At 43.5% G+C, this 24141-nt stretch carries 15 protein-coding genes; all 15 read left to right on the plus strand.

The window, feature by feature from the left end:
* The first annotated feature begins 484 nt into the window (after nt 1-484).
* The 15 genes from D0S24_RS02660 (at nt 485) to D0S24_RS02730 (ending at nt 23917) form a co-directional block, all read left to right on the plus strand.
* Nucleotides 485-3433 (plus strand): TonB-dependent receptor, encoded by a 2949-nt coding sequence (locus D0S24_RS02660; RefSeq protein WP_220377719.1) that lies wholly within the window; start codon nt 485-487, stop codon nt 3431-3433.
* A gap of 18 nt (nt 3434-3451) precedes the next feature.
* The gene (locus D0S24_RS02665; protein WP_117018297.1) at nt 3452-5137 is read left to right on the plus strand and encodes a RagB/SusD family nutrient uptake outer membrane protein; all 1686 of its coding nucleotides are present in this window, start codon (nt 3452-3454) and stop codon (nt 5135-5137) included.
* 314 nt (nt 5138-5451) lie between these two features.
* Nucleotides 5452-6477, plus strand: coding sequence for a LacI family DNA-binding transcriptional regulator (locus D0S24_RS02670; RefSeq protein ID WP_117018298.1), 1026 nt, complete (start codon nt 5452-5454; stop codon nt 6475-6477).
* Between the two features lie 142 nt (nt 6478-6619).
* A complete protein-coding gene (locus tag D0S24_RS02675) occupies nt 6620-7561 on the plus strand; it encodes a class II fructose-bisphosphate aldolase (protein WP_117018299.1) in 942 nt (313 codons plus the stop codon).
* An 11-nt stretch (nt 7562-7572) separates the two neighbouring features.
* A complete protein-coding gene (gene iolB, locus D0S24_RS02680; protein WP_117018300.1) occupies nt 7573-8448 on the plus strand; it encodes a 5-deoxy-glucuronate isomerase in 876 nt (291 codons plus the stop codon).
* 6 nt (nt 8449-8454) lie between these two features.
* The gene (gene iolC, locus D0S24_RS02685) at nt 8455-9468 is read left to right on the plus strand and encodes a 5-dehydro-2-deoxygluconokinase (protein WP_117018301.1); all 1014 of its coding nucleotides are present in this window, start codon (nt 8455-8457) and stop codon (nt 9466-9468) included.
* 100 nt (nt 9469-9568) lie between these two features.
* A complete protein-coding gene (gene iolD / locus D0S24_RS02690) occupies nt 9569-11428 on the plus strand; it encodes a 3D-(3,5/4)-trihydroxycyclohexane-1,2-dione acylhydrolase (decyclizing) (protein ID WP_117018302.1) in 1860 nt (619 codons plus the stop codon).
* A gap of 20 nt (nt 11429-11448) precedes the next feature.
* Complete coding sequence (locus tag D0S24_RS02695; RefSeq protein ID WP_251795692.1) at nt 11449-13047, plus strand: solute:sodium symporter family transporter; 1599 nt, start codon at nt 11449-11451, stop codon at nt 13045-13047.
* 38 nt (nt 13048-13085) lie between these two features.
* Entirely contained in the window at nt 13086-14561 is a 1476-nt protein-coding gene (locus tag D0S24_RS02700; protein WP_117018303.1) for a CoA-acylating methylmalonate-semialdehyde dehydrogenase, read from the plus strand.
* Nucleotides 14562-14573: 12 nt separating this feature from the next.
* Nucleotides 14574-15479: a sugar phosphate isomerase/epimerase gene (locus D0S24_RS02705; RefSeq protein WP_117018304.1), complete on the plus strand. Its 906-nt coding sequence runs from the start codon at nt 14574-14576 to the stop codon at nt 15477-15479.
* A 43-nt stretch (nt 15480-15522) separates the two neighbouring features.
* Complete coding sequence (gene iolG, locus D0S24_RS02710; RefSeq protein ID WP_117018305.1) at nt 15523-16533, plus strand: inositol 2-dehydrogenase; 1011 nt, start codon at nt 15523-15525, stop codon at nt 16531-16533.
* A 309-nt stretch (nt 16534-16842) separates the two neighbouring features.
* Complete coding sequence (locus tag D0S24_RS02715) at nt 16843-17427, plus strand: RNA polymerase sigma-70 factor (protein ID WP_251795694.1); 585 nt, start codon at nt 16843-16845, stop codon at nt 17425-17427.
* A 63-nt stretch (nt 17428-17490) separates the two neighbouring features.
* Nucleotides 17491-18633 (plus strand): FecR family protein, encoded by a 1143-nt coding sequence (locus tag D0S24_RS02720; protein WP_117018306.1) that lies wholly within the window; start codon nt 17491-17493, stop codon nt 18631-18633.
* A gap of 170 nt (nt 18634-18803) precedes the next feature.
* Nucleotides 18804-22325 carry a SusC/RagA family TonB-linked outer membrane protein gene (locus D0S24_RS02725; protein ID WP_251795697.1) on the plus strand — a complete coding sequence of 1174 codons (3522 nt, stop codon included), beginning with the start codon at nt 18804-18806 and terminating at the stop codon, nt 22323-22325.
* An 11-nt stretch (nt 22326-22336) separates the two neighbouring features.
* Complete coding sequence (locus D0S24_RS02730) at nt 22337-23917, plus strand: SusD/RagB family nutrient-binding outer membrane lipoprotein (protein WP_117018307.1); 1581 nt, start codon at nt 22337-22339, stop codon at nt 23915-23917.
* The last annotated feature ends 224 nt before the right edge of the window (nt 23918-24141 follow it).

Below are 24141 nucleotides of genomic sequence, written 5' to 3' on the forward strand. Positions count from 1 at the left end.
ACCAAGCGTTGATTAAACGGTACGGTAATTATAGGTCTTTGGCACGGGGCCCTTGTGTTTTTTATTCAAGGGAAGGAATAAACTTGAGTTCATTTAAACACACAAGGTTTGTGGGTTTGCTTAAAAGTGCAAGGGGCGGTACTGAATTGTACAGCCTTTAGGCTAGTGTCGTTTCAATGCTACTGTGTCGTTTAAGTCGCCGTTATTTTTTGTCTGGCCAAGGCGAAAAAATGTTGCATAGCCGTAGCTACGGAACTGTTTTTTAACAAAGGCCGGGTGAAAAAGAACAAGACTTGGGATGGCTAAGGTAGGGTTGACACGACACAAGGGAATTGATTTCGGATTATGGCCATTGGTCCGTAAGAATTTTCTGCTTAACCGAGGATATGCAAACCTTTGCATTGCTTTTTAAGACCTAAAAATTCCGACATCGTTAAATTAGTGTTAATTTGGTTATGACAAAACTAATTTAAACTGTGAAAATATGAAGAAACTGAAATTTTTGATGTTTGTCTTTTTGATAGGCACATCTATGACATCATGGGCACAGACCACTGTAACCGGTACGGTGTCCGATGAACAGAATGTTCCCTTGCCCGGTGCAACAGTGGTGGAAAAAGGAACTTCAAATGGAACTACTACCGATTTTGATGGGAATTTTACCATACAAGTATCGGAGGAAAGTGCTATTTTGGTGGTATCCTTTTTGGGATACGCTACCAAGGAGTTCCCGCTTAACGGTCAGACCAATATGAACGTGGCCTTGCAGGAAGACTCCTCATTATTGGACGAGGTGGTCGTAGTTGGTTATGGTACCCAAAAAATTAAGGACGTAACCGGTGCGGTAAAACGGGTAACCAGTGAGGATTTTAACAAAGGGGTCGTTAATAATGCGGGCCAACTTATTCAAGGTAAGGCTGCAGGTGTCAATGTTACTTCTTCAAGTGGAGAGCCTGGTAGTGGTCAACGTATTGTAATTCGTGGACAAGGAACTATTCGTTCTGGGTCGGGGCCACTATTTGTATTGGATGGTTTTCCATTGGGATTGGCAGGTACGGGTTCTGTGGAAAGTCCTTTAAATTTTATAAATCCAGATGATATAGAGTCTATTGATATTCTTAAAGATGCCTCGGCAACTGCTATTTATGGTTCTAGAGGAGCCAATGGTGTAGTTATTATTACAACTAAAAATGGAAAGGCCGGTGTTTCTAAAATATCACTTTCCACAAATGTAGGTGTCTCTACACTGGCACGTAAATTGGATGTTTTCAGTGCAGATGAATTTCGTAGGCAAGTTGCTGCAATTCCAGGGAATGAACTTATAGATGGGGGAGGTTCTACGGATTGGCAGGAAGAATTGACCAGGGCCGCGATTACACAAAACTATAATCTCGTATTGTCGGGAGGAACCGATAAATTAAATTATTACGCTTCCTTAGGTTTGCAAGACCAGGAAGGGATTGTATATAATTCAGACTTAAAAAGAACGAGTGCTAGAATTAATGTAACCCAAAAATTATTGGATAATAGGTTAAGAATTGACTATAATTTAAATACCACACTTACCGATCAATCCAGAAATAACAATTTGGGGTATAGCACCAATCCAACCTTTGATGCGTATACTGCGGATGGAGAAATTAACAATCCCCTAATTTGGAACAACCCTTTATTGTCCAACAAATATAACGGCGATTTCTCAGAATCCCGAAGGATTTTGATAAACATAGCACCATCTTTTGAAATTGTGAATGGTTTGGTATACAAGCTCAACTATGGTTATGAAAATAGATCATCGGATAGGGATGAGCAGACAATAGCGAATAGTGACAGAAATGATTTAGGTTTTTTAAGACAAACATTTGGGAAGTATGAAAACAACCTAATTGAGAACTATTTAACCTATACATTTGATATTGGGGAGCACAATATTAGTGTTTTAGGAGGGCACTCCTTCCAAAATACGTTTTCGAGAAATAGTAGTTGGTCCATTGATGAATTTCCAGCCGATACAGGTATAGATCCTCGTAATAATCCTGGATTGGGAGGGGATACCAACATTACTGACCATAGGCCTTCAGGTAGTACCTATGAAGATGAACTACAATCCTTTTTTGGTAGGGCCAACTGGAGTTTTAAGGATAGATATCTCTTTACGGCCACAGTAAGGGCCGATGGCTCCTCTAAATTTGGCGGGAACAATAAATACGGTGTGTTTTCTTCCTTTGCGGGCTCTTGGAGGATTATTGAGGAAGACTTTATGGAAGGTTCTATTTTTAGTGATTTAAAATTAAGGGCTGGCTGGGGACAAACAGGAAATCAGGAAATTCCCGGAAAAATTACAAAAGCTTCCTTTTCGGTCAGTAATTCCAATAACGTGAGTTATCCTATCGATCAGAATGGTGCATACCCCGTAGGTTCCGTGTATACTCGTTTCGCCAACCCCGATATTCAATGGGAAGTTTCGACCCAATCCAATGTGGGTGTTGATTTTGGATTGTTCAATGGTAGTTTAACGGGTACTGTGGATTATTTCCATAAAGTATCGGATAATATTCTCTTAGAGGTGGTACCAGTAGATCCTATCGTGCCTGCCCCAACGTATTGGACAAATGTTCCGGACATGACCATTACCAATAAAGGATTGGAAGTTGCTCTGGATTATTCTAAACAAAATGCTGATGGACTTTCCTATGGGTTTGGAGGGAACGCAACTTTTATTGATAATTTAGTGGAAGACTCTCCTTTCACAATTGTAACGACTGGATCTGCATCCGGACAAGGACTTACGGATGCTACTATCAATGGATTTGTAAGTGGGGAAGCCATAGGGGCATTTTATATGCAAACTTTCCTGGGTATTGGGGATGATGGTCTATCACTGTTTGCGGACAATGATGGGGATGGGGAGATAACTGAAAAGGATAGAACCATTGTTGGAAGTGCTTTGCCAGATCTGACCTATAATTTTTACGCAAATTTAAAATATAAAAATTTTGATTTTAACGTGAATTTTAACGGAGTATCCGGTAATGAAATTTATGACCATACTGCCATGGGGAGTTTTTATAAAACCTTGTTGAGTAAATCCAACAATACCACAGCTGCAGCCATTCAGTATCCTGAAGAAAGTATTATAAATTCTGCAGCGGTTTCCACTCGTTATTTAAAAGATGGCTCTTATTTAAGATTGAATAATATGACCCTTGGATATTCGTTCGATACAAAATCCATGTCTTGGGCCTCAAACTGGTTGCAAGAATTCCGCCTAAGCTTTACAGGCCAGAATCTATTTGTTATTACGGATTATGATGGTTACGATCCCGAAGTAAATACAGATAGCTCAACGAATGGAATTCAATCCTTTGGTATAGATAAGTTCGCATATCCAAAAGCAAGAACATTTGTTTTTGGAGTGAATGTATCCTTTTAATAAAAAATATAATTAGATATGAAAAACAAGATAAAATTAGCATTGTTGTTTGGCAGCATGTTATTAAGTTGGAATTGTACTGATCTTGAAGAAAATGTTTTGGACGAATCTTTGAATCCCAGTACTGAAGGAATCGATGAGGCTATGGCAGCGATAGCTCCCGTATATGCAAATGCAAATAATGATATATGGGTACACACGAAATATTTTTCAATGCAGGAAATCTCTACGGATGAAGCCATTTTGCCCTATAGAGGTGGTACCGATTGGGGAGATGGTGGAAAATTTTCGGATTTATATCGTCATGCCATGACTCCCGGAAATGCTATAATGAAAGATGTTTGGGAAGGGGTTACGAAACATATCGCTAGATCGGTTAGTGCTATTAATGCTTTGGAACCGTTGACGGAAACCGATCCTCAAGCGGTGGTGTATTTAGCAGAAGCCAAGGCCATGAGGGCTTTGTTCAACCACATTTTATTGGATGCATTTGGGTTGGTGTTCGTTAAGGATAATATTGATGACCAATCCGTTATTCTTAGAGGAAGTGAAGCGGTTGATTACTTGATCAGTGAATTGAAGGCTGCAGAGCCAGATTTATCAACTACTACGGCCGTAGGGCCTGGAAGGATGACCAAGACAGGTGCTAAGGCGTTATTGGCAAGAATATATTTAAATGCAGCTGTGTATAGGGACCCTTATGGAACACCTAATTTTACTCAAGAAGATATGGATGCCGTTATCGATTATGCGAATCAAGTAATTAATTCCAATGAGCATACCCTGTCTGCCGAATATTTTGAAATATTCGATGATGAAAACCATACCAATAAAGAATTAATTTTTGCAATTGATCAACGTCCGGATTTGGGAGGACATAATCGTATGGCCTATTTTTCCATGTCAGGGGACTTTTACCCGCTTCCTGAATTTCCAAGTGCCAATGGAACGGATGGTCCTGCTATTACGCCCGATTTTTATCAAAGTTGGGTGGATGCCTATGGGGATGTAGATCCTGCTGATGCCGATCCCCGATTCCATAAGGATAATTTAATCAATGAACCCGGATGTGTAAGTGCCGAGGATTTCGAAGTTGATAGGGGTATTTATAGGGGGTTATTGTACGGATTGCAACATGAACAGGGAGGGGATCCCTTTGAACGATGTGAAGGGGATAAATATGTAGTGGATTTGGTAAAAAACCGCAGGTCCGAGGTAGGTGATCCGGTTTTCCATTCATTGGAGGTGGATTTTACAACCAATAGTGCGCATAGTAATGGATATAGAGTTGAAAAATATGAATTCAGTAAAACCTCTGATTCCGGTAGGAATAACGGACAGGCCGATTTGGTAGTACTTCGTTATGCAGATATATACCTTATGCGGGCAGAAGCTATGCTCAGAAATGGGGATGCCGGCGCAGCGCTTAGCGATGTGAATTTCGTTAGGGCTTCCAGAACGGCCAGGCATACAGCTCCGGCACTTGACGCAATGGACCTGGATATTCTGTATCGAGAGCGCGGCTTTGAGTTTTATTGGGAATTTCAGAGAAGGACCGACATGATCCGCTTTGGAAAATATGAGGACTCATATACCGAAAAAACAAATTCCGACCCCCAAAAACGTCTAATGCCAATTCCCCAAAGTGCTGTTGATGGAGCGTCCATACTTGATGGATTCTTGGTTCAAAATGCAGGTTACTAGTAAAATAAAATAGATCAAATTTTAAGTTGGGGCGGACAATTATTTGTCCGCCCCAATCTTTTTAGGTTTTGGACAAGGTTTAATAGGGGAAGAACGGCTTGCAGTTGGCACCAATTATTAGAGCTTCTATATATTTGCTGTTCTATATTCATAGTCCATTACCTATATGGAAATTTTGTTGTATTTTGTGTATAATGTTCAATTCCCTAATTTTTGCCTATAATTGTAGTGAATGCAAATAGGGGTGTAAAAGGGTGTTTAGGAATCAATGGGAATATGATAAGGGAGATAAGGATGGGAAATAAGAACTTGCTATGAAGAAGGGCCGCGTTACCATTAAAGATATTGCGCGGGAGCTCAATATTGCAGCTTCAACGGTTTCCCGGGCCTTGAACGATCATCCGGCCATAAAAAAGGAAACTAGGGATGCCGTTAAGGCGTTGGCGGAAGCATTGGATTATCAGCCCAATCTGTTGGCCTTGAACCTGCTGCAAAAGAAATCCAACACCATAGGGGTGATCGTTCCGGAGATTACGGGCCATTTTTTTTCCGCCATAATTACCGGTATACAGGATGTCATCGTTGACTCCGAGTACAATATTATGATCTGTCTCTCCAACGAATCCTACGAGGAAGAGCTGACCATTGTAAAGAAATTGTCAAAGATCCAGATAGATGGGGTTCTGGTAGCGCCATCATCCGAGACCAAGGATTTTGATCATTTCCGTAGACTGCAAAAAAGTGGAATTCCCGTGGTGGTCTTTGATAGGGATTGTCCGGGCTTGGAAGCTGATAAGGTGTTGGTGGATGATTATTTTGGTGCTTTTCAGGCAGTGGAATACCTTATAGGTACAGGCTGTAAAAATATAGCACACCTTGGGGGTCCTTTAAATTTAAGTACTACCGAACAAAGGCTTCAGGGATATTTGGATGCCCTCGGGAAAAATGGGGTTCCTGTCAACAGGGATTATATTGTCCATGTACCAGGCTTTTCGCATAAGGATGGTGCCAGGGCCACTAGAAAAATATTGGAACTCAAAGATAGGCCCGATGCCATTTTTGCATACAACGATAATATCGCCATTTCAGCTATGTACATTGCAAAGAAATTGGGGTATTCAATACCAGGGGAAATCTCCGTTCTGGGTTTTGACGATGAGCCGCATTCCGCTTATATTAGTCCCTCTTTGTCCACAGTCTGGCAACCGGTCTACAGTATGGGAATGCTTTCGGCCAGGATTTTATTAAGCCATTTGAACAATAAAAATAATACCCTGGATTTTCGAAAGGAAGTCTTTAAGCCGGAATTGGTAATTAGGGCTTCATCCAAGGCAAAATAAGGAATTGTAATGCGAACGGAGAGGCGCTTGGAAATGCAAACCTTTGCATAGACTTTTGATGCGGAATTCTTCGGAACATCAATAAATTATTGTTATTTGTATACGCTATTTTAGTTAATGGCCCAATGTAACCATATATTGCATGCACCTATCTCCAAAGATATTTTATGAACACTGTTATGGCAAATATGCCATTGCAGCCGTCAATGTTTTTACCATGGAACAGGTCCTCGGACTTTTTAGTGCGGGAGAAAGGGCCAATGCCCCTTTTATAGTCCAGATTACACCTGCAGCAAGGAATTATGCCCACCCTACCATGCTAATTGCCATGATCAATGCGGCGGCCAAAATATACCCCAAAGCGGTGTACGCCGTCCATATGGATCACGGCAACGAGGAACATGCCTTTGATGCGATCCTATCCAACGATTATAAGTCCATTATGATCGACGCCTCCCATGATAGTTTTAAGGACAACGTAAAAAGGACCAAGGCCGTGGTGTTGGAGGCACATAAGAAAAATATAGTTGTAGAGGCGGAATTGGGTGTGCTGAGCGGGGTGGAAGACGATCTGTCCATAGATGAAAAACACGCCAAATATACCCAGCCGTCAGAGGTGCAGGAATTTGTGGAGTTGACGGGATGCGACAGCCTGGCCGTCGCGGTAGGTACCAGTCATGGGGCCTATAAATTTTCCGGAGGGGATGGTATACAGTTTGCCATATTGGAGGAAATCCAACAGCGATTGCCCCAATTTCCGATAGTGCTGCACGGTGGCTCCGCCGTAAATTATCAGGAAATAGAACGGATCAACAGGGCAGGGGGGAATTTGAACGAAGGGGCTTCCGGGGTTTCGCCCCAAGAGATTGTGAAATCTATTGCCTATGGGGTCTGTAAGATCAATATAGCAACAGACACCAGGCTTTTGTGGACAAGGGTGCACCGGGAATTCTTTAAGGATACTCCCGAGCTATTCGATCCCGTTGTTCCAGGGAAGACCTATATGGCGGAATACGAAAAATTTATGCTGGAAAAGTTTGATCTCCTAAGGGCTACGGGAAAAACAAGTTATATAAAGATTTAAGATAAAATAGTATGGAACATAGTTCACATTTACAAATAAAGCCAAGATCCGAAACAGGAATATATCATAGTATCACCACCAAAACGGCCAAGTGGAAATACCTCAATTTTGAGGCCAGGCTCATGAACAAAGGGGAAACTTGGGAGCATGATACCCTGAATAACGAAATGGTGATCGTACTTTTGGGCGGTAACTTCAAAGTGGAAAGCAATCAGGGAAATTGGGAAACCAAAAATGGACGAAAGGATGTTTTTAGCGGAGTGGCGCATACCTTGTACCTTTCGCGCAATAGTAAATTTATGTTGACCGCCTTGAGCGATACCTTGGATATAGGATACGGTTGGTGCCAAGTGGATGAGGATTTTCCGGCCAAGTTCGTGACTCCCGAAGATACCCCCATAGTCATTTTTGGAGGGGACAATGCCACTAGGCAGTTCAATGATCTGGTGCCACCGGGTTTTGGCTGTAGCAAAATAGTAGTGCGGGAAGTGTATACGCCTTCAGGGAATTGGAGTTCCTTTCCTGCCCACAAACACGATGAAAGGTTGGTGGGAACAGACGGTACGGTACTGGAGCCGATTCAGGAGGAGACCTATTTCTATAAGTTCCAAAAGCCCGAGGCCTACGCCATACAGCAGGTATATACCAAGGATAGGTCCCTGGACGAAATAGTTAGGCCAAGACATAACGATGTGGTATTGATACCCAAAGGCTACCATCCGGTGGTGGCAGAGCATGGCTTTCATTGCTATTACCTAAATTTTCTGGCCGGTACGGACCAATGCCTGGCCAATTCCACCGATCCGGATCATGAATGGATTTATGGTTCCTGGACCTCAAAGGACAAAAGATTGCCATTGGTAATTGCGGAAATGAATAAACAATAATTTAAAATGAGCGATAAAAAGTTTGATGTAATTACGTTTGGAAGGTCCAGTATCGATCTTTATTCCCAGAATATCGGGGCCCCCTTTAATGAAATAAAAGGGTTCGATGCCTTTGTGGGAGGGTCTCCGCTCAATATAGCCGTGGGCTGTGCAAGATTGGGCGTCAATGCCAGTCTTTTAACAGCGGTAGGTAATGATAAGGTGGGAGAGTTTATCTTGAATTTCCTGAACAGGGAAGGGGTAAACACCCATGCCATCCCAGTAAAAAATGGCACTAGAAGTAGTGCGGTGGTACTGGGCATAGAACCTCCGGATAAATTTCCCCTAGTGTATTACAGGGACAATGCGGCCGATAGTCAAGTAGATATCGATGATGTGGATAGGGCCAATATCCAGGACTACAAAATATTGTTGATCAATGGTACCGCATTGAACATAGAGCCTACCAGGAGCGCTACCTTTTACGCCACGGAAATAGCCAATAGGAATGATGTGGATGTGGTGCTAGATTTGGATTTTAGGGCGGACCAATGGCATGATTATAGGGCATTCGGATTAACCGTAAGGGCCATTTTGCCCAGGGTAAAAATAGCCATTGGTACGGAAGAGGAAATCCTGGCCGCCACCCTGATCGATGCTTCCCAGGTGACCATTAAGGAACAACAAATTTCGGCACCGGAAATTAAGGGGGATATTGATGAATCCATCAAACAATTGCTTTCTTCCGGGATAGAGACCCTGATCGTAAAACGAGGGGAGAAGGGGGCAAGTATATACCAAAAGGACGGCTCCAGAGAGGATGTTCCCGGATTTCCCGTAGCGGTTCTGAACGTACTGGGTGCCGGTGATGCCTTTGCCAGCGGATTCCTATATGGTATTCTACAAGGATGGGGTTTAAAAAAAGCATGCCGGATGGGGAATGCCAGTGGTGCGCAAGTGGTTACCAAAAAGGGCTGTGCCAATTTTATGCCTACCTTGGAAGAATCCTTGGACTTTATAGATCAAAAGGGCGGATTTTAATTTTATAAGCGATGAAATGCCCATTAAAGGCTTTATCAAACCAACCGATATGTTCTCAGGGCATTCTATCTGACCTATTAAAACAAATAAAGAAGAACAGATGACAACAAAAAGACTTACCGTGGCCCAGGCTACAATTGAATATCTAAAAAATCAATATGTTGAACGGGATGGGATCCAGAACAGGTTTTTTGCCGGTTGTTTTGGGATTTTGGGCCATGGCAACGTGGCAGGAATAGGACAGGCACTGCACCAAAACCTCGACTTTCCCTTTTACGTAGCCCGTAACGAACAGGGAATGGTGCATACGGCGGCAGCCTTTGCCAAGGTAAAGAACAGGTTACAGACCTTTGTCTGTACTTCTTCCATTGGTCCAGGGGCTACCAATATGCTTACCGCTGCCGCTGCGGCCACTATCAATAGGATTCCGGTTCTCTTGATTCCCGGCGATATATTTGCCACAAGACAGGTGGCCCCTGTATTGCAGCAGTTGGAATCCAATCTGTCACAGGATGTATCTGTCAATGATTGCTTTAAACCCGTATCCAAATATTGGGACCGGATCAATAGACCGGAACAATTGATTACCGCCTTGCCAGAAGTAATGCGGGTGCTCACCTCCCAAGCGGAAACAGGAACGGTTACCCTTTGCATTCCCCAGGACGTGCAGGCGGAAGCCTTTGATTTTCCAGAGGAAATGTTCCAAAAGCGTGTTTGGTACATAGGTAGGAACATGCCGGACCAAACCCTGTTGTCCAGGGCCATTGCCCTGATCAAGGAAAGTAAGAGGCCAATTATTATTTCCGGTGGCGGTACTATTTATAGCGATGCCACCGCCATATTGAAAAAATTGGTCAATAGAACGGGGATACCCGTGGCCGAAACCTTTGCGGGAAAGGGCTCCTTGGATTATAACGAACCGCAAAATTTGGGAGCTGCAGGGGTAACGGGTACACCAGGGGCCATAGCAGTGGCAAGGGAGGCCGATCTGGTCATAGGGCTAGGTACAAGATATAGTGATTTTACTACCATCTCCAAGTCGGCCTTCCAAGATCCCAAGGTCCAATTTATAAATATAAATGTTACAGAATTCGACTCCTTTAAGCACGGGGCATTGCCGTTGATAGGGGATGCCAAGGCCATATTGGAAACTCTGGATAGGGAGTTGTCCACTTTTAAAGTGAGCGCGGATTATCGTGAAAAAGTGGAGCGTTTTAATAAGGACTGGGATCAATTTGTAGAGGATATCTATGCGGAAAAGAATGGGGTGCCCGCTTTTCAGGGAGAGGTGATCGGAGCCATAAATTCCTTTTCCAACCCTGAGGATATAGTGTTGTGTGCTGCAGGAAGTCTTCCAGGGGATCTCCATAAACTGTGGCGGACGCGAAACCCGAAAGGCTTCCATCTGGAATACGGATATTCCTGCATGGGGTATGAGATTGCCGGTGGGCTGGGGGCCAAAATGGCACGTCCTGAAAGTGAGATATATGTGATGGTGGGCGATGGCAGTTACCTGATGATGGCGCAAGAGATCGTAACATCGATCCAAGAAAAACAGAAGATGACCATAGTGCTCTTGAACAATGATGGTTATTCCAGTATTGGAAGCCTTTCCAGTTCCCTTGGTAGTGAAGGTTTCGGAACCTATTATAGATATCGAAATGAGGAGACGGACCAATTGGACGGAGGAAAGTTGCCCATAGATTATGCGGCCAATGCTGCCAGTATGGGGGCACATGTCATTAAAGCGGCCAATGTAAAGGAATTGAACGAGGCCCTTAAAACAGCCAAGACCTTGGACAGGACTACCGTAATCTACATAGAGGTAGACCGTAAAAAGGCAGTTCCGGGTTTTGCCTGGTGGGATGTGGCCGTGGCCGAAGTATCGGACAAAAGTGGCGTAAAGAAGTCTTTGGAAACCTATAGGGAGAACAAGAAGACCCAAAAATATTATTTATAGACCTTAACCAACCTAGCCTTATGAATTCCGAACTGATCATTATCCTAACCTCATTCCTGCTTTTTACCGGAGGAGTTGCCTTTTTTACATGGTACAGTCTTAGAAAAACAAACCTAACCTCATCCGACGGTTATTTCTTGGGAGGTAGAAGCTTAACTGGAATCGTAATAGCAGGTTCCATGTTGTTGACCAACATTTCGTCCGAACATCTTATCGGGATGAACGGTAATTCCTATGTCAATGGTTTTATTGTCATAGCTTGGGAAGTCACCTCTTCCATAGCCCTTGTTATTGCGGCCATTTTTTTTGTGCCCAAATATTTAAAGATGGGACTTACCACCATACCCCAGTTTTTGGAAAGTAGATTTGATGGGATGACCAGGACAATGGTAGCCGCCATTCTTATCTTTTCCTTTGTGGTGACCTTGTTGCCCATCGTTTTATATTCCGGGGCAATAGGCATTGAAAGTCTCTTTGGTATTTCGGAGGCCCTAGGGGTCAGTAAATCCGAAGGCTTATGGATTACAGTGGTCATTATTGGGGTCATAGGGTCCATATACGCCATATTTGGAGGCTTAAAGGCCGTGGCCTATTCCGATACCATTAATGGACTTGGACTATTATTGGGGGGTCTTTTAATACCGGTTTTGGCGTTGATGGCCATAGGGGACAACAATATTTGGGACGGATTGGTCAAGGTATATGAATATGCCCCCGAGAAATTCAATGTGGTAGGGGCACGGGATTCTGTACTGCCCTTCGAAGTATTGTTTACGGGCCTTATTATTAATCAGCTCTATTTCTGGGGAATGAACCAGACGATCATCCAAAGGGCCTTGGGGGCGAAAAACCTGAAGGAGGCCCAAAAGGGACTGTTGATAACGGGACTTTTCAAGATCTTGATTCCCCTGATCATTGTATTGCCCGGGGTAATTTGTTATTATTATTTTCAGGATACCTACTTCGATCAACAGGACACCGTTTACCCACAATTGGTCAAGAAGGTGCTGCCGGTCTGGTTGATAGGCTTTTTTGCGGCCGTAATTATGGGGGCGGTATTGAGTACCTTTAACTCTGTTCTGAATTCTGTGGCCACCCTGTTCAGTATGGATATTTACAAGAAGCATATCGCAAAGGATGTCAGCGATAATAAACTGGTAAAGATCGGGAAGGCTACTTCCGCCATTTTAGCGGTAATGGCAATTTTTGCAGCCCCAATGGTGGCCAATGCTTCGGACGGACTGTATCAATTGCTACAAGAGCTGAACGGGATATTCTTTATACCGATCGCCTCTATTTTATTGGCCGGTTTCTTTATGAAAAAGGTCTCGGCAATGGGGGCAAAGGTAGCCCTTATATTCGGGCTCTGTTTTTATGTTTTTATGACCTGGGGCTACACCTCCCACGGCATTCATTTTGTGCATTTATGGGGAATAGAGTTCTTGCTGAACGTGGCCATCATGTATTCGGTGTCCTATTTCTATCCCAATGATAACAAGTATGAAATTACAGATGTTGGCGCGGTAAATCTAAAAGCTTGGAAATATACCATTCCTATGTCCATTGGTTTGTGCGCCGTTACCGTGTTAATATATGTCCTGCTCTGGAACAACCAGTAGCAGAATTACTTTGAGCAATAATATTAAACAATTTGAAAATGGAAATTCTAAAAAATTATATCGATGGTGTTTGGGTTCCAAGCACTTCCAAAGAAACAATAAACATTGTGAATCCGGCCACCCAGGAAACCTTGGCCAAGGTTCCTTATGGTTCCGATACCCGAAAGGATGTTGATATGGCCGTGGAGGCTGCCTCAAAAGCGTATAAGGAATGGAGTAAGGTACCTGTGCTTAAAAGGGTCCAGGTACTGTATCGCCTAAAGGCCTTAATGGAGGAAAACACCGAGCTACTTGCAGAGATCATTACCAAGGAGTCGGGAAAGACCTATGGGGAATCTGTTGGGGAAATCCAGAGGGCCATAGAAAATATTGAAGTCGCCTGTGGAACGCCAATGCTAATGGCGGGCGATGTTATAGAGGATATCGCAACGGGAATAGATGAGATGATGATCAGGCAGCCCATTGGTGTGGCCGCCTGTATAACCCCCTTCAACTTTCCAAGTATGATCGTTTTTTGGTTCCTTCCCTATGCCATTGCCACCGGTAATGCCTTTGTAGTGAAGCCTTCGGAGAAGGTGCCTATGACCATGATGAAGATTTTCGAGTTTTTGGACCAATTGGATATTCCAAAGGGACTTGTTAGTCTGGTGCACGGTGGAAAGGATTCCGTGGATGCCATTTTGGAACACCCTATCATTAAGGCAGTGAGTTTTGTGGGCAGTACCCCTGTTGCCAGATATATCTATTCCAAGGGGACGGCCAATGGCAAGAGGGTCCAGGCCCAAGGGGGCGCCAAAAATCCGGTAGTGATCCTTCCCGATGCGGATATAGAAATGTCTACCAAGATCATTGCGGATTCCGTTTATGGATGTGCGGGCCAAAGATGTTTGGCCGCTTCCACGATCATCACTGTAGACGATCAAAAAAGGCAAATTAAGGATGCCCTATACGAAACCGTTAGATCCAGGACGACCGGATATGGACTGGATAGGGACGTTAACATGGGGCCGGTAATTACCCCTGAAAGCAAGGCAAGGATAACAGGATTGATCCAAAAAGGAATTGATGAAGGTGCCAAAGTACTTTTGGATGGTCGAAATACCTCCATTTCCGGTTATGAGAAAGGAAACTTCCTAAACCCTACCATATTGGAAGATGTAGCATTGGATAGGGAATTGATCAAAACCGAGATCTTTGGACCCGTTATGAGCCTCATCTCCATGAAGAATATAGATGATGCCCTTAAATTTGTGAACGGTGGCAATTATGGTAATATGGCCTGTTTGTTTACGGGTAGCGGTGCCAATGCCAGAAGGTTTAGGAATGAGGCCGATGCCGGAAATATCGGCATCAATATTGGTGTGGCAGCCCCCATGGCACAATTCCCTTTTAGTGGTTGGAAGGATAGCTTTTTTGGCGACCTTCACGGACAGGGCAAACATGCCATAGAATTCTTTACGCAGACCAAAGTAATAATAGAAAGATGGCCCAACATATGGTCAAGAAAATTTTAATAGGATCGTAACATGATGAAAATCGCAAATGCTCCCTGTTCATGGGGGGCCTTGGAATTTGACCTGGAAGAAAAATCCGAAGAGATAGGTTTTGAACAGGTACTGGACGAAATAAGGGAAACGGGATATATGGGTACCGAATTGGGAGATTGGGGATATATGCCTACCACCCCCGGACTTTTAAGAGCGGAGTTGGATAAGAGAGAATTGGATCTCTTAGGCGCTTTTGTGCCCGTTGCCCTGGCCAATGCCCCCAGTCATGAAGCTGGGATGGAATCGGCGCTTAAAGTAGCGGAACTTATGTTCAATGCCGGTTACGAAAAATCCTTTATCGTATTGGCGGATGACAATGGTTCGGTTCCCGGACGCACCAATAATGCGGGGAGAATTACGCCCGAAATGGGACTCACGGAAAAACAATGGAAGGGATATGCCGCCGGTGCCGAAAAGATCGCCAGGGCGGTCAAGGACGCCTATGGTATAAGAACGGTGTTCCATCATCACTGTGCAGGATATGTAGAGACCCCGGAAGAAATAGATACCCTTATGACATTGACCGATCCGGAATTGTTGGGCCTGTGTCTGGACATGGGGCATTATGCCTTTGGTGGGGGAGACCCGGTAAAGGCGCTGACCAAGTATGGAAAAAGAATATGGCATGTTCATTTTAAGGATTACAGTCAAGAGGCGGCAAAGGCTTCCAGAGAGGCCAATGGAGATTATTTTGATGCCATTAAAAGAGGGGTATTTTGTGAATTGGGGAAAGGTTCGGTAGATTTTCGGGCCGTTGTAAAATTGTTGGAAGTAATTGATTACAAGGATTGGATAGTAGTGGAGCAGGATATTTTACCGGGTATGGGAAATCCAAAGGTATGTGCACAGGCCAATAGGGACTATATAAGGTCCCTGGGACTTTAGGTAATTAAAAATTCATGAAACAATTATAAAGAAATATACATCTATGACAAAAGTTAAATTCTCCGTAGCAGGATTGGGAAGGATTGGAAAGATCCATTTGGAAAACCTGCTTCAGATGGAAAATGTGGAAGTGGTGGCCGTAATGGATCCCATGGAAGAATGTAGGAAATATGCACAGGAAAAGAAGATACCCCATATAGCCAGTACCTTCCAGGAACTTTTGGCCATTGCCCCCGTCGATGCCGTGGTCATCTGTTCCCCTACGGATACCCATGCCGATTATGTTGAAATGGCGGCCAAAGCCGGAATCCATATTTTCTGTGAAAAACCTTTGGATCTATCCATGCAGCGGGTGGTCCAGGTATTGGAGGTGGTAGATAAGGCCAACATAAAATTGATGTTGGGTTTCAATCGCCGTTTCGATAAGGAGTTTAAAAGGGTCCATGATCTTGTAAAGGAGGGTGCGGTAGGACAGCCCCATTTGGTAAAAATTACGAGTCGGGATCCAGGAGCTCCCCCAGTTAGCTACATTAAGCAATCCGGTGGGCTGTTTTTGGATATGACCATACATGATTTTGACATGGCCAGGTTTGTAGTGGGCAAGGAAGTGGAGGAAGTATATGCCAAAGGCGCCGTTTTGGTAGATCCAGCCATCGGCGAGGCCGGGGATATAGACACCGCAATAGTTACCTTGACCTATACGGACGGTACCATGGCCGTAATAGACAATAGTAGGGAAGCGGCCTATGGGTATGACCAAAGAATAGAAGTATTTGGATCCAAGGGCATGGCACAGGCCGATAATAATTATGAAGATTCACATCGTCTATATACCAAACAGGGAATACAGGGGTCATTGCCCCTTCACTTCTTTTTGGAAAGGTATGCGGCAGCCTATAGATCCGAAATGGACAGTTATGTGGCAAGCCTTAAAAATGGTAATGCCGTAGCGGTAGATGGTAGGGATGGCTTAAAGTCGCTTCAAATAGGCTTGGCCGCAATAAAATCATTAAAGGAAAAAAGACCTGTCAAAATTGTTGAAATAAAAAACTAGTATCCCAAAATCTGCGAAAACCTAAAATCAATATTCTTTTGTATAGTTAAAAAATTTGATTCTTGGTTAAATTGTAATTATTTGTTAAATTGGGGTGGATTTGAAATTTCGAACATCTGGATACTAGCAAGAAAAACGAATCGGATAGTCTTGAATTATTATATACGATATACTTTGAATATCATTATAAATAGATACAGAAAATGTCGATGCTGAAAGTGCAGCCGGATGTATAGGCCGTATCATGGAAAGAGGATACATTCCAGATAGGTAGCTTGGTAGCTTGGAAAATGTAAACCCATTTGTAAATTGGAAAAAGGGCAGCCCAATATCAATAACGAGCTTTTTCTTTCCCTTTTGGAAAAGGGAGGGAAGCATGCTTTTGAGACCCTGTTCCGGCTCTACTATTCCAAATTGGTTCATATTGCCAGAGGATATCTGGTCTACCAACAGGAGGCCGAAAATATAGTTCAGAATGTATTCCTTAGAATATGGGAAAATAAGGAATGCTTGGGCGAAGTGTCCAATATCAATAGCTATTTGTACACCATGACAAAGAATTTGTGTCTGGACCAATTGAAGCATGAAAAGGTCAAGAGAAACTATTTGGATAATAGTTACCGCATTAAATCCGAGATCCAGTATAACTTTATTCAAGATGAGGCAGCTTCCCTTCTGTTGGAAAATGAATTGGAAGACAAAATTATTCAGAGTATTGAATTGTTACCTGAAAAATGTAAAAATATTTTCAAGAAAAGTCGATTGGAAGGCTTAAAGCATAGCGAAATCGCGGCAGAATTAGGTGTTTCGCATAGAACGGTAGACAACCATATTGCCAATGCCCTAAGACATTTGAGGCTCCATTTAAGGGAGTTTATCACTATTTCCCAATAAAATTTTTATCCTGTACTAGGTGTAAGTCCATTTTGAGTCGTCTTTATAGAGTAACACAGGACGATGTTGGATCAAAAAATATATAAATACCTAAGGGGTACCGCAACTTCAAAGGAGGAAAAAGAAGTCCAAAATTGGATTACTGCCTCCGATATAAATGCCAGGAGATTCAATCTTTTAAAGGCAAAACATATTGCTTCCGCTTTGGAGGAAACCAACATGGATTTGGATGGTTCCTACCACCATATTGTCTTTGCCCAAAAACCTAGCTCCAGCGATAGGCGTCGCTTTTCAAGTACAATTTTGAAATCCGTAGCTATTTTTGCAATTCTCCTTGTACTAAGCTCTATATTTAGGGACACTTTTGTTGATTCCGGTGCTAAGTCCGTTATTCCTGAAGATGCCATTATATTACAATTGGAAAATGGAAATATCGAGGTAATTTCCGAGGAGGGAACCGCCAAGGTCGTAGATTCCGAGGGGAACGTATTGGGGGCACAACAGGGGTCGCGATTAATCTATAAAAAAAGCGGGGCACCAAAAGAAGGTTTGGTTTACAATACGCTTACGGTGCCCTATGGCAAGAGATTTGATGTATTGCTTTCCGATGGAACCCAGGTAACCCTCAATTCCGGAACATCCCTTAAGTATCCGGTACAATTCCTTAATACAGAAAACAGGCAGGTCTTTTTGGACGGGGAAGCTTTTTTTAATGTAGCCAAGGATACGGTACATCCATTTATTGTCAATACAAACCAGCTAAACGTGCGTGTGCTGGGTACAAAATTTAATTTATCCTCCTATCCGGAAGATCAGTTTGTCAACACGACGCTTTTGGAGGGGTCCGTTTCGGTCTATAATAAACAGGACAGCTTTGATTCTTCCAAGGCCTCTTTGTTGGAACCCGGTTTTAAAGCGGAATGGAACAAATACAATAAGCAAATTTTAATAGAGGAGGCGGATATAGCCATGCATACCGATTGGCTGAACGGGAAGATCATATTGAGGCACGTGCCCTTTAAGAACATCGTAAAAAAATTGGAGCGGCATTATAATGTGGAGATCGTTAATAATAATCCAAAACTGGATCAGGAATTGTTTACGGCAAGTTTTGATATTGAAACCATAGATCAAGTGTTTCAAACCTTCAACCTCACCTATGAAATGGATTACAAGATCAACGACAGACAAATAATTATCAACTAACTAAATAAAACAGCTGCCAATGAATTAGATTTCCTGAAATTTAAACAGATCACAATATTTGGAGGACACCTAAAATATATGGGCTGGAAGCAAAAAAAATCGGAAAGTGCGCCAACACTTCCCGATTAGGTGTGATCAAATTAATTAACCACGTAAAACACTACAAAAATATGAAAAACCTGATTATGCCGGGGAGGAAATTCCGTTTTCGGCTACAATATGATTTGAAGATGAAACTTACTACCTTATTGTTGCTTATTGTTTCGCTTTTTCAAATTCATGCCAACGAAACCTATGGTCAAAAGACCAAAATTACTTTGAATGTCCATCATGTCAGTATCGAAAGTGTATTAAACAGAATAGAGTCCCTTACGGAATTCAAATTCATGTACAATGACAAGGAGTTGGATTATAAAAAAATCGTCTCCGTAAAGGCTGATAAAGAATTGATTACTACAATTCTGGACAGAATTTTTTCCAAAATGAACATTACCTATGAGGTGTTGGACAAGCAGATAGTGCTAAAACCCGAAATAGTAACCACGACCAACGGCAGGGATGATGCAGAAAAGGTAGATGTCTATCAGCAGTTTGTGGTAAATGGGACTATTGTTGACAGTGACGGGAATTTATTGCCCGGGGCCAACGTATTGGAAAAAGGGACCACTAACGGGACCCAGTCCGATTTTGATGGTAATTTTACCCTCAGTGTCAATAGTGAAAATGCTGTTCTAACGGTTTCCTATATTGGCTATACCACCAAGGAAGTAGCCGTTAATGGACAGTCAGATATATCCATCACCTTGGAGGAGAGCGCCACCGGTCTAAGCGAGGTGGTGGTGACCGCCTTGGGGATCAAAAGGGAAAAGAAATCCTTGGGGTATGCCTCCCAGGAGCTCGATGCCGATCAGGTATCCTCCGCTAGGGAACCCAATCTTTTGAACGGTATTTCCGGCAAGGTGGCCGGTCTGCAGATTACCAACAGCCCTTCCGGCCTAGGTGGTTCCGCCAGGGTATCCATTAGGGGCGATGCTTCCTTGAACATTAATGGCAACTCCCCTCTTTTTATTGTGGACGGAACCCCTATAAGCAATGAAATTGTTGGGTCTAGCGGTTCAGGGACCCAAGAGGTGGATTATGGAAACGGGGCCGCGGAAATAAACCCGGAGAGCATAGAATCTATCAACGTGTTAAAAGGTCCTGCAGCTGCGGCATTATATGGAGCCAGGGCAGCCAATGGGGCCATCATCATAACCACCAAGAAAGGAAGCTCTAAAAAGGGCCAATTGGGGATTACCATAAATTCTGGAATCTCCATGGAAAATGTCCTGCTATTGCCAGATTGGCAAAACGAATACGGACAAGGGAACAATCAACAGTTTGCTTTTGTGGATGGGAGTGGAAGTGGTATCGCCGATGGTGTGGATGAAAGTTGGGGGCCCAGATTGGATACCGGACTAATGATCCCCCAGTTTGATTCTCCCAGGGCAGATGGAACAAGGGGCGGGGATTATTTGGTTAGCGATTCGCCAATTACCCCTACACCTTGGGACTCCAATCCGGACAATACCTTGGATTTCTTTAATACAGGCTATACAAAGACCAATAGCATTGCCATCTCCAAGTCCGGAGATCTGGGCAATATTAGGTTTTCCTACCAAAATTTGGACCAAGAGGGCATTGTACCCAATACGGACCTTAGGCGAAATACCTTCAATTTGAATACGGGCCTAAACCTGACCGATAAGCTAACGATCAATACCAACGTAAATTATATAAAATCCGATAGCGACAATAGACCTTCCCTTAGTTATGGTACGGAAAGTATCATGTATCTGTTCATTTGGTACGGCAGGCAATTGAATACCAATAGTTTGAGGGATTACTGGATGCCCGGTAGGGAAGGACTGCAGCAGTTCAATTACAACTACAATTATCACGACAACCCTTTTTTCAATGTCTATGAGAATACCAACTCACAGAACAAGGACCGGGTATACGGGAATATTAGTGCCAATTACGAAATAAACGACAATTGGAACCTTATGGTAAGGACCGGAAGGGATTTCTATCGGGATCTTCGGGGAAGGAAAAGGGCCTTTAGTACCCAACGTTTCCCTTTGGGGTACTATAGGGAGGACAATGTTTTCTTTGAAGAGTCCAATACGGACTTCCTTTTGTCCTATGACAAAACCTTCAAGGAAAAATGGAACATAAATATATCCGCCGGTGGCAACCAATTTCGCCAAAAACAGGAATATACCCAAACGGTGGCGCCACAATTGATCAACCCCGGAGTGTACTCCTTCAATAATACCAGAAGGCCCTTGGAGGTAAGTACCAACAACGAACAAAAGAGAATAAACAGTCTCTACGGTTTTGCCCGTTTCGCCTATGACAACCTGCTTTTCTTGGATGTTACCGGCCGTAACGATTGGTCCAGTACCTTGCCCACCGATAATAATTCCTATTTCTATCCTTCGGTGACCTTGAGCGCCATAGCCAGTGATATGTTCAAAATGCCGGAATTTGTTTCCTTTGCCAAATTAAGAGCGGCCTATGCGGAGGTAGGTAACGATACGGATCCCTATAAGTTGTCCAGTTTCTTTACCAATGAAACCCCATTTGGGGACAATCCCATTTTAACGGAATCCTCATTGATCCCAAATGCCGATCTGAAACCGGAGATTACTTCCTCCTATGAGTTTGGAGCAGATATTAGATTGTTCCAAAGTAGACTTAATCTGGATGCCACGTATTATAACGGTAAGACCAAGAACCAGATCATACCTATTAGCACGGACATCTCCAGTGGATATACCAGTAAGCTGATCAATGCGGGCGAAGTACGGAATTATGGGTTCGAGGCCATGTTGAACGTAGTTCCGGTAAGAACGGAGAATTTCAGTTGGAACACCATGTTCAACTACTCCAGAAACAGGAGCGAGGTTACCGATCTAGGGGGTATAGATTATACCCTTACCTCAAGGAACAATGTTTTTATCCAAGCTCGGGAAGGGGGGTCCATTAGTGCCCTTTACGGAAGGGGCTTCCAGCGTGTGGAAGATCCTAACAGTGAGTACTTTGGCCAAAAAATAGTAAACAATAGTGGTATCCCGATAAGGACGGACGATCTGGTGTACCAGGGCGACTACGCCGCCGATTATACCTTGGGGATACTGAACAGCTTTAAATATAAGTCACTCGATTTTGGATTTATGTTCGATATCCGGCAAGGGGGAACGGTAGTGTCCATGACCAAGACCATAGGATCCACCTCAGGGCAGCTTATGGAGACCTTGGAAGGAAGGGAAACGGGTATCGTTGCCGAAGGAGTGTTGGAAACATCTCCCGGGGTATATACCCCCAATACCATAAACGTGGACGTAAGGACCTATAACAACCGTTACTATGAGAGGGATAACGTGGAGGCCGCCAAATACGATGCCTCCTATACCAAATTACGTGAAGTTACCCTGGGCTATAGCCTTTCCCAAAAAATTATAGATAAATTACCCATAAGTAAGGCCAGGTTATCTTTAACGGGAAGAAATTTGGCGCTTTGGACGGACAATCCACATTTTGATCCTGAAACGGTTGCCATTTCCGGTGGTACCCTTCAACCAGGGATAGAAAATATGTCCTACCCCAGTACCAGAACATACACGCTAAATTTACAAATCGATTTTTAATTGCATAAAAGATGAAAAACATATATATATCTAAAAAGGGTTTCTTCATATTGATTCTTTTGTCAGCTTTTATGGGTTGTACAAAAGATTTTGAAGAGATAAACCAAAACCCCAATTTTCCCGAGCAGGCCTCTTCGGAACTGCTTTTGCCCGGAGTCTTGAGACAGATGGCCTATAATTGGGGGAGCCAGGGATGGGAAGAAGGCTTTACCGTGGTCCAATATGGTGCCCGACTACAATTTACCTCCGGGGACATCTATCAGTGGTCCCCTACCGATAATCCTTACAACGATGCCTATGACGGGCTACGTGATATCATGAATATTATTCGGGATACCCAGGATAATCCTGACCGCCAAAATTATTACGGCGTTGGCCTGATCGTTAAATCATGGATCTATTCGTATCTCACGGATTCTTATGGTGATGTTCCTTATACGGATGCGGTAAAGGGAATTACTGATGATAATATTACCCCTGAGTTTACGCCCCAACAGGAAATTTATGACGGACTTTTGGCCGACCTGAAGGCAGCCAATACGGCATTGACGGGTACGGAAAATATATCCGGGGATATATTGTACGGTGGCGATGTGCTTAAATGGAGGAAATTTGCCAATTCGCTCAGACTCCGCCTGTTGATGAGGATCAGTGATGTGGACCAGGCAAAGGCCGTGGCCGGGATGTCCGAGATTATGGGCGACCCAGCAACCTATCCCATATTTGAAAGTAATGGGGATGCGGCACTATTACAATGGAATTCCGATAATCCACAACCGAAATACAATACCCGTTCTGGAAGTTTCGATGAGGTAAGGTTGAGCCTTACCTTGGAGACCAGATTAAAGGATCTAAATGATAGAAGACTTATTGTCTTCGCACAGCCTACTTCCAATTCCGGGAAAGGAATATATTCCGATAATCTGGATGATTATGTGGGTATGCCCAACGGCTTGGACGATGAGGCCGCCTTGGGCTACAGTCCGTCCGGAAACCCCAATGAGGTAGGTTCCAATTTTATATCCAGGATAGGGATACTTATGGCGTGCAGGGCCTGTAATGTAGAGCTTGCTTCCCCAACGGCTTCCCAGACCATTATCATGGATTATTCGGAGCTCCAATTTATTTTGGCCGAGGCCAGGGAAAGAAATTTTATAAGTGTGGGCGATGCCGCAACCTACTACGAAAATGGTATCAGAGCCTCTTTTTCCTATTATTTGGATAGGATCGTTGCCGGGGGATGGAACGAGATTGCAGCGGATCTACAGGCCTTTGACCTAGATGCGTATATGGCACAGGAAAAGGTGGCCTATACGGGAACGACGGATGAAAAATTGGAGAAGACGGCCCTTCAGAAATGGATTGCCCTATTTTATACCGGGTTTGAGGCCTGGTCCGATTGGAGGCGTACCGGTATGCCGGAAGTTATAGCCGGTCCGGATGCGGTAAACGATAAAAGGGTGCCTGTAAGGTTCCAGTATCCAAATTCGGTAAAATCGACCAACAATGCCAATTACCAACAGGCTGTTTCCAGAATGGGAGGCGATGATTTAAACACCAGACTCTGGTGGGATGTCGCGGCCAATGATTAAGGGGCATTGTTTATTACATGACAAAAAATAATTTTTCGTCAACGCGAGGTACGAAGCGATCTGTCGCCATTGGGCAGATTGCTTCACTTTGTTCGCAATGACGCATTTTTTGTGCTCTAATCGGTTTTTGTCATGTACTGTTGGGGCGTTGAGTAAATATATTGTGAATCTTTTAGACCATAGGGATTCTTTCCCTATGGTCTTTTGTTAGAATAATAGTTTGT

The sequence above is a fragment of the Arenibacter sp. P308M17 genome (assembly GCF_003426735.1).
In the GTDB taxonomy this organism is placed as follows: domain Bacteria; phylum Bacteroidota; class Bacteroidia; order Flavobacteriales; family Flavobacteriaceae; genus Arenibacter.

Coding starts and splice junctions, on each gene's coding strand:
- D0S24_RS02660 (WP_220377719.1), top strand. CDS start 485: ATGAAGAAACTGAAATTTTTGATGTTTGTCTTTTTGATAGGCACATCT.
- D0S24_RS02665 (WP_117018297.1), top strand. CDS start 3,452: ATGAAAAACAAGATAAAATTAGCATTGTTGTTTGGCAGCATGTTATTA.
- D0S24_RS02670 (WP_117018298.1), top strand. CDS start 5,452: ATGAAGAAGGGCCGCGTTACCATTAAAGATATTGCGCGGGAGCTCAAT.
- D0S24_RS02675 (WP_117018299.1), top strand. CDS start 6,620: ATGCACCTATCTCCAAAGATATTTTATGAACACTGTTATGGCAAATAT.
- iolB (WP_117018300.1), top strand. CDS start 7,573: ATGGAACATAGTTCACATTTACAAATAAAGCCAAGATCCGAAACAGGA.
- iolC (WP_117018301.1), top strand. CDS start 8,455: ATGAGCGATAAAAAGTTTGATGTAATTACGTTTGGAAGGTCCAGTATC.
- iolD (WP_117018302.1), top strand. CDS start 9,569: ATGACAACAAAAAGACTTACCGTGGCCCAGGCTACAATTGAATATCTA.
- D0S24_RS02695 (WP_251795692.1), top strand. CDS start 11,449: ATGAATTCCGAACTGATCATTATCCTAACCTCATTCCTGCTTTTTACC.
- D0S24_RS02700 (WP_117018303.1), top strand. CDS start 13,086: ATGGAAATTCTAAAAAATTATATCGATGGTGTTTGGGTTCCAAGCACT.
- D0S24_RS02705 (WP_117018304.1), top strand. CDS start 14,574: ATGATGAAAATCGCAAATGCTCCCTGTTCATGGGGGGCCTTGGAATTT.
- iolG (WP_117018305.1), top strand. CDS start 15,523: ATGACAAAAGTTAAATTCTCCGTAGCAGGATTGGGAAGGATTGGAAAG.
- D0S24_RS02720 (WP_117018306.1), top strand. CDS start 17,491: ATGTTGGATCAAAAAATATATAAATACCTAAGGGGTACCGCAACTTCA.
- D0S24_RS02725 (WP_251795697.1), top strand. CDS start 18,804: ATGAAAAACCTGATTATGCCGGGGAGGAAATTCCGTTTTCGGCTACAA.
- D0S24_RS02730 (WP_117018307.1), top strand. CDS start 22,337: ATGAAAAACATATATATATCTAAAAAGGGTTTCTTCATATTGATTCTT.